Raw genomic sequence first — 6,537 nt, 5'->3', positions numbered from 1 at the left:
ATGATGGGGAGCGGGGCGGCCGGCGGGGACGGCGGCAGCGCCGCGCGGGCCCGGAGCGAGACCGAAGCGGAGCGGGCCGACCGGAACTGGAGCGAGCTGCTCCAGGAGCTGCGCGTCGCCCAGACCGGGGTGCAGCTGCTGACCGCCTTCCTGCTCTCGCTGCCGTTCCAGCAGCGCTTCACGATGCTCAGCCACGAGCAGCGTTGGCTGTATCTGGCCGTCGTCCTGCTCTCGGTCGGCGCCACCGGCCTGCTCGTGATGCCGGTCAGCATTCACCGGGCCGTGTTCCGCCACCGGGAGAAGGAGGCGCTGGTCCGCGTCGCGAGCCGGGTCGCCCAGGCGGGGCTCGCGCTGCTCGCGCTGGCCGTCGCCGGCGTCATAGCGCTGATCTTCGACGTCGTCGAAGGGCACACAGCCGGGGTCGTCGCCGGTACCGCGGTTTTCGCGCTGCTGGTGATCCTGTGGGCGATCGTCCCGGTGGCCGTCCGGCTGCGCGGCCGCCGGGACACGGGCCGCTAGGAGGCGGGGGTCCGTACGAGCACGTCCGTCGGCGCCTCGATCCGGGCGTCCGGCACCTGTTCGACCGTGACCTGCCGCGGACCCTGACACACCAGTGCACGCATAAGCTGCCCCCTCCTTGCTGGGGTCGTCTCCGCCGTCGCGCTCGCCGCCCTCTCCCACCCGCCTACGCCGCGCTCCGGTGGGCCACCCGCTCGTCGTCGATGCCCTCGCGATACGCGCAGGCGCGCGGGAAGGCAGGCCGGTCCAGGTGCCGCATGCTCGCAGGTGTTGTCACGACGGACCGGGGAACGGCCAGATCGAAACGATCCGGAGCGGACCACGAGGAGGCTTGTATGTCCGTCACTCCCTTCAAAGATTTTCCGCTGGCCGACCGCACACACGCCTGGAACGGCGCGGCGGCGGTCATGCAGGGCTCGCGCGGCGGCGTGGACCTACCAGCGGCCGACATCACCCGGGCCAAGAACCACCTGGCCAAGTACTACAAGAAGATGGGCGACGACGCCCCCTGGGAAGCGCGGTAAGCGACCGGACCATCGCAGACCACGGCCTGGTCGGCGAACACGGCGGGGGAATCGACCGAGCAGACCGACGTGGCGTGCGGACCAGCCAGAGGAGAGACAGTGGCAGACAAGAGGAAGGAAGCCGAGCAGGCGCGGCCCGACGTGCCGTCCACCGTGGCACGCTCGGATGACAAGGCAGTACGAACCTGGAAAAAGACCCACGACTCCGCGGTGGAGTCGTACGGCGAAGGCGAACAAGCGCACCGGGCCGCATTCTCGTCGCTCAAGCACACCCATGAGAAAATCGGCGACCGCTGGGAGCCGAAGGCGCACTCGGGCCCGTCGGACCAGCAGGCGGCCAGGCGCGGAGCCGCCGCGCGGCGTGGTGGCCCGACCGCCGAGGGGGTCGACGCGAACGCCTCCGTGAAGCACCTCAGGGAGCTCGCCCGCGAACTCGGCGTGCCGGGGCGTTCCACCATGAACAAGGCGGAACTCGTCGAAGCGATCAAAAAGGCCAACCGTCGGGCTACCGCCAAGGCGCGCTGAGCTCATCTCGGCGGCGAGTAAGCGAGCCAGCCGATCCTCGCCCCTGGGCGGTACTGCGATGGGAAATGCGATGGCCGGGCCTGGCTGCGCCCGAGGCGGGATCAGCGGGCGGCCAGGGCGAACGGTACCGCCACGGCCGCCCGCTCACCGCCGCGTCCTTTCGCCGGTCTCGCCGCCCGACCGGGACAACGCGCGCTCCGCCGCCGACCGGCCGGCGGTCCTCGACATCCGCTGCGACCCCGATCCCCCCGCATGCCACGTTCGACCAGGCGGTCAGCACGGCCAGGGCAGTGCTGCACGGTGACGAGAACGCCTGGGGTTTCGTCCGGCAGGGCGTGAAGGACAAGGCGGCACAGTTGCGGCCCGGCACGAAGGAGAACTGACGTGGACACCGCGCGGGCCTCGCGGCTCACGCAGACCGCCCTGGGGGCGGCGATCACCATCGGTGAGATCCACCTGTCCCACGACGGCGCGAGTTTCGGCAACAAGATGATGCGGTGGCCGATCGCCGTGGTACCCGTCGCGATCCCGGCCGGCGCCGCTGCGGTGTTCTCCCGACGGGCCGCGCGCACCGTGCTGCCGCTGGCCTCGGTGGCGATCGTCGCGAACGGGCTGCAGGGCACCTATCTGCACTGGCGAGGCGTGAAGCAGCGGCCCGGCGGGATCACCCGCTACAACCTGGAGTCCGGGCCGCCGGGTGTGGGCATCGCCGCCGGCTGGTCGGCGATGCACCGGGCCGGGCGCAACCTCGGCACCCGCGGGACGGTGATGCAGGCGTTGAGCGCGGTCGACATCGCCTGGTGGGATCTGAAGGCCCGGTTACTGAACGTGGCGCTCGGCACGCTGACGGCGGCTACCAGGTCGGGCAGGCCCGCCGGGTCGGCGCGGCGCTGGACGGCACCGGGGCCAGGCGCCAGCGACGACCGTCGGGCCCGCATCCCGGTTGCGCCCGACCACCCATGGTCGACTCGGCCAGAAGCCATGCCTGGTAACGCCTCCCGGCGGGAACCGGCACCCGACGGGACTCTCACATGCGGGCGCGCGCCAGAGCCGGTCAATCGAGTCGGTGGACCGGCGGAGGCTCCGCCGCCGGCAGGCCGGGTCGGCACTGCGAACACGCAAGAAGCATTAATCCCATTTTGACACAATTAGGTCCCGGCTCCCCACCCGACATCCCGCCGGACAGCGCGGGAACTCGACTCTTACGAGATAGTCAAATTTGTCGCGTCGACAACCGCGCCCGCGCGAAGGTGCCCGTCCCACAGCCGCCGCCGCCGGCACCGGCACCGGTGGGGCATCAGCGCCGCCTCGTTACCTTAAGTTTCCCTCAAACTCCCCGGAGCCGTGGGCTCGTAGCGACATGAGGACGATCCACGAAGTAACGTATTGGTGATATTCTTCGCACTCTCTCGTTACGGCACGGCGGAATCGGGGACACCACGTGGCGGAGTCATTGCTAACTTTACGACGACTGTGCATTCTCTTCTTCTGCGAGCAGTATCCACCCGTCGTCTGGGACGGCGCGGGTACCTACACGGCGGCACTGGCCACGGCGCTCGCGCAGCTCGGCCACGACGTCCACGTGCTGTGCGCGCAGGGGTACCGGTTCGACGACTCGGTGGAGAACGGGGTGCACGTTCACCGGCGGCCGCTGCTACGAGTGCCCGTGAGCCGCGCGCTGGGAAAGTTCGGCGCCCAGCTCCGGGGGCCGCTGTACCCACGTGACTCACTGACGCTTCGGGCCAGCCTCCCGCTTTCCTACAGCCTGTGGGCCCGCCGGCTCGGGCTGCAACCGGACGTGATTGAGACGCAGGATGGCGAGACTCGCGCCCTGATCCAGGCCGCCCGCCGCTCGGTGCCGCTGGTTATTCACCTGCATTGCCCAACCATGCTCGCGGTCCGCCTCGCAGGCCAGCCGCTCGGGGCGAAGGGGCTGCTCGCCGACCGGTTGGACCGAATCTCGGCCGGCCGGGCGGACGTGGTCACCTCTCCGTCGCAGCTGCTCGTCGACACGCTGCGGGAGCAAGGCTGGCTGGGTAATCGTGAGGTCGAGGTGATTCCCAACCCCTTCGACGCGGAGCCATGGCTCGGCATTCCCGACGTCGCCGACACCACGCCGACCATCGCCATCGTGGGTCGACTCGAGGCCTTCAAGGGGGTGGACGTCCTCCTCGACGCCTCGGCACGCCTGCGCGCTGCGGGGGTGTCGCACCGGCTGCTGCTCGCGGGGCGCTCGGCGGGTGAGATCGACGGGATTCCCTCGGGCGAGTGGCTGGCCCGCCGGGCGTTTCAGCTCGGGCTGGACGTCGAGTTCACCGGTCACCTGTCCGGTTCCCGGCTCCACGACGTCTACCGGCAGGCCCGGGTCGTCGCCGTGCCGAGCCGCTTCGAGAGCTTCTCGATCGTCGCCGCTGAGGCGATGGCGGCCGGGCGGCCGGTGGTGACCACGAACCAGGCCGGGGTAGCGCCCTTCGTCGAGCGGTGGGAGGCCGGGTGTTCGGTGCCGGCCGGCGATCCGGCGCCGCTGGCGGACGCGCTGGCGCCGTTCCTGCTCGACCCCGCGCGGGCGAGCGCATTCGGAGCCCGGGGGCGCCTCGGCGTGGTCGAGCTCGAATCCGCGGCCATCGCCCGCCGCAAGGTCGAGGCGTACCGCCGCGCCGTCGCGCACTTCGGGGCGCATGGCCTGCCGCAGCAGCGTCGCCGGTCAAGCGCCCCGGCCAACGACGGCCTGTACCCCGACCTGTCTCGGGAGCGACGCCGACACTGGCAGTGGACCGCCCCCCGCCACTAACCGTGGCATCGGCTAACCGTGGCATCGGCGCCGCCACCGGTCGCCGCGCCCGCTACGGGCGCCGGCTGGTGCCGGGGCCGGGCCGCCACGGGCGGTCGAAGTCAAGGTGCCTCAGTGCCCCCGCGGCGACGTAGACCTCGTACGGGCTCTGCAACGTCGCGAGCAGCGCGCCGGTCACCGCGGCGTCGTCGGACCCGGTGTCGCCGGGCCCCACCTGGGTGGCATGCTCCGCGAGGGCCCGGCGCTGGCGCGCCCGCAGGTCGGTCGCGTCCACCAGCAGCGGACGGCGCTCCCGCAACCGGTGCAGAGGCTGGACGAACAGCCGCTGCGCCGACCAGCCCGCCGACCCGTACCCCAGGGTCCAGGGCCAGTGCGTCCAGAACCAGACCGTGTATTCGAGTACCTGGCCGCGGAAGCCGGTCGCCGCCACCGCCCGGCGCACCGCCTCGTTGGTCGCATCGTGGTCCGGGTGCCCCTCGCACGAGGTCGGCGCCAGGATCTGCTCGGGCGCGAGGGTCCCGATGAGCTCGCCGAGGCGCGTGGCGACGGCGTCGACCTGGTCGGTGAGCTCCGCGTCGGGAAAGCCGAGGAAAAGCACATCGGATTCGCCGACGTCCAGCAGGGCGCAGGCCCGGCGGGTCTCCGCCTTACGCATCTCGATCAACTCCGCGGGCGGCAACGTCGCCGGCTCCCCACGGGAACCGTCGCTGACGATCACGACCGTCACCGGGGTGCCGGCGGCCCGCTTGCGCAGGATGGCCACCGCGCACCCCAACGTCTCGTCGTCCGGATGCGGGGCGACGACGAGGCAGGATTTCGTCGTCATGGACGAGGTGATGTCGATGCCGCGCCGGGTCCAGGCCCGACGCCACAGCGAGCGCGCCGGCACCATCACCCGATCGCGTACCGTCTCCGGATCCCCCGGGACCACCCGGCGGACCGCCTTCGCCACATCCATCCCGTCGATCTCCCCGTGCGACAGATTCACCCGGCCGGCCCTCGCCTGCGCCGGGGGGAAACGAGACACCTCGGCCCCGATCTCCGGCCAGGATCACTGTAGCGAGTGGCTTCGACACCCTCGCCCGCAGCCGGCAACCATGACCTGGTCAATCCCCACGAGCTACGACGACATGACTGGCGACGAACCGTCGGCATCCACACCGGTGGTGCGGATTGTGTCCGATTGATTACCATGGGCATGTTCGGGGTAGGAGGTCCACGGGAGCAGTTGTGGGCCGAGTAGGTGAGTAATCGTGCCGGAGGAGAAACACCGGGACCTTTTCGAGGTACTGGACATCGCTGTCGTCGAGACCGGCGCCCGGGACCATCGCATCCGGCGCGCCAACGCGGCGGCGTGCGCCGTGTTCGGCCGCACCGAGTCCGAGCTCGTCGGGATGGTCTGGGAGGAAGTCTGCGTCTCGGAGGACCGGGAACGCTGGGCAGCACAGGCCCGGCTGCGACTGGCGACGGGGCAGCACAGGGCCCGCCTGATGGTGCGCCTGTTACGCCCGGACGGCGCCGTCGTGCACGCTCTGTGCACCACCGCGCTGCTGATCGGTCCCGACGGTGACCGCTCCTTCCTGGCCCACCTTCAAGACGTGTCCGAGGAGATCGCGGCGCAGAACTGGCTACGACTCGTCGTGGAAAACACCCCGATGTCAATCTTCCTGACGGACCGGAACGGGCGGGTCCTGGTCAGTGAGGGGACGGCGACACCGGAGGCTGCGGCGCGGCTTTCCGCGGCGCGCGAGAGCTCCGTGTTCACAACATTCGCCGAGTACCCCCAGATGCTCTCGCTGATGCGCCGGGTGCTGGGCGGCGAGCGGATTCACGAAATCGTCGAGGCGTTCGGCCGATGCCTCGACGTGCACCTGGTGCCCATCCCCGATGCCGCCGACACGGTGGAGGTCGTCGCCGCGATCGGCACCGACATCACCGATCGCCAGCATGCCCTGGCGAGCCTGCGAATCCGGTCCGCCGAACAGGCCCTCGTCGCCGACCTCGGCCAACGGGCGTTGGAGGCCGAAACCCCGGCCGCGCTGTGGGAACACGCGGTGACGGCGCTGGCCGACCATCTCGGCGCCGACCTCGTGCAGGCCCACGACGTGGACGAGACCGGCGAGCGGGGCGGCCTGCTCGCCCGCGCGGATCGACGCGAACCCCCCGCAGCACCCCCGC

7 protein-coding genes are annotated in these 6,537 nt (G+C 71.0%); 6 read left to right on the top strand and 1 reads right to left on the bottom strand.

Annotated elements, in window-relative coordinates; genetic code table 11:
- The 5 genes from NBZ83_RS28905 to NBZ83_RS28885 all read left to right on the top strand — a co-directional run bounded on the left by NBZ83_RS28905 (nt 1) and on the right by NBZ83_RS28885 (nt 4,359).
- Nucleotides 1-519, top strand: coding sequence for a DUF6328 family protein (locus NBZ83_RS28905; protein WP_261569560.1), 519 nt, complete (start codon nt 1-3; stop codon nt 517-519).
- 335 nt (nt 520-854) lie between these two features.
- The gene (locus tag NBZ83_RS28900) at nt 855-1,043 is read left to right on the top strand and encodes a hypothetical protein (RefSeq protein ID WP_261576208.1); all 189 of its coding nucleotides are present in this window, start codon (nt 855-857) and stop codon (nt 1,041-1,043) included.
- Nucleotides 1,044-1,142: 99 nt separating this feature from the next.
- The gene (locus NBZ83_RS28895; RefSeq protein ID WP_261576207.1) at nt 1,143-1,568 is read left to right on the top strand and encodes a ChaB family protein; all 426 of its coding nucleotides are present in this window, start codon (nt 1,143-1,145) and stop codon (nt 1,566-1,568) included.
- Between the two features lie 384 nt (nt 1,569-1,952).
- Complete coding sequence (locus NBZ83_RS28890) at nt 1,953-2,711, top strand: hypothetical protein (RefSeq protein ID WP_261576206.1); 759 nt, start codon at nt 1,953-1,955, stop codon at nt 2,709-2,711.
- A gap of 298 nt (nt 2,712-3,009) precedes the next feature.
- Nucleotides 3,010-4,359 (top strand): glycosyltransferase family 4 protein, encoded by a 1,350-nt coding sequence (locus NBZ83_RS28885; protein WP_261569555.1) that lies wholly within the window; start codon nt 3,010-3,012, stop codon nt 4,357-4,359.
- Nucleotides 4,360-4,411: 52 nt separating this feature from the next.
- Here NBZ83_RS28885 and NBZ83_RS28880 read toward each other — a convergent pair whose 3' ends face one another.
- The gene (locus NBZ83_RS28880; RefSeq protein WP_261569554.1) at nt 4,412-5,347 is read right to left on the bottom strand and encodes a PIG-L deacetylase family protein; all 936 of its coding nucleotides are present in this window, start codon (nt 5,345-5,347) and stop codon (nt 4,412-4,414) included.
- A gap of 265 nt (nt 5,348-5,612) precedes the next feature.
- Between NBZ83_RS28880 and NBZ83_RS28875 the strand changes: the two genes are divergently transcribed.
- On the top strand, nt 5,613-6,537 hold a 925-nt coding region (locus tag NBZ83_RS28875; protein WP_261576205.1), incomplete at its 3' end, for a PAS domain-containing protein.

The sequence above is a fragment of the Frankia gtarii genome (assembly GCF_025403375.1).
Classification (GTDB): Bacteria; Actinomycetota; Actinomycetes; order Frankiales; family Frankiaceae; genus Frankia; species Frankia gtarii.
The sequence above is the reverse complement of the archived record's forward strand: the minus strand, read 5'-3'. Positions and strand labels throughout refer to the sequence as shown.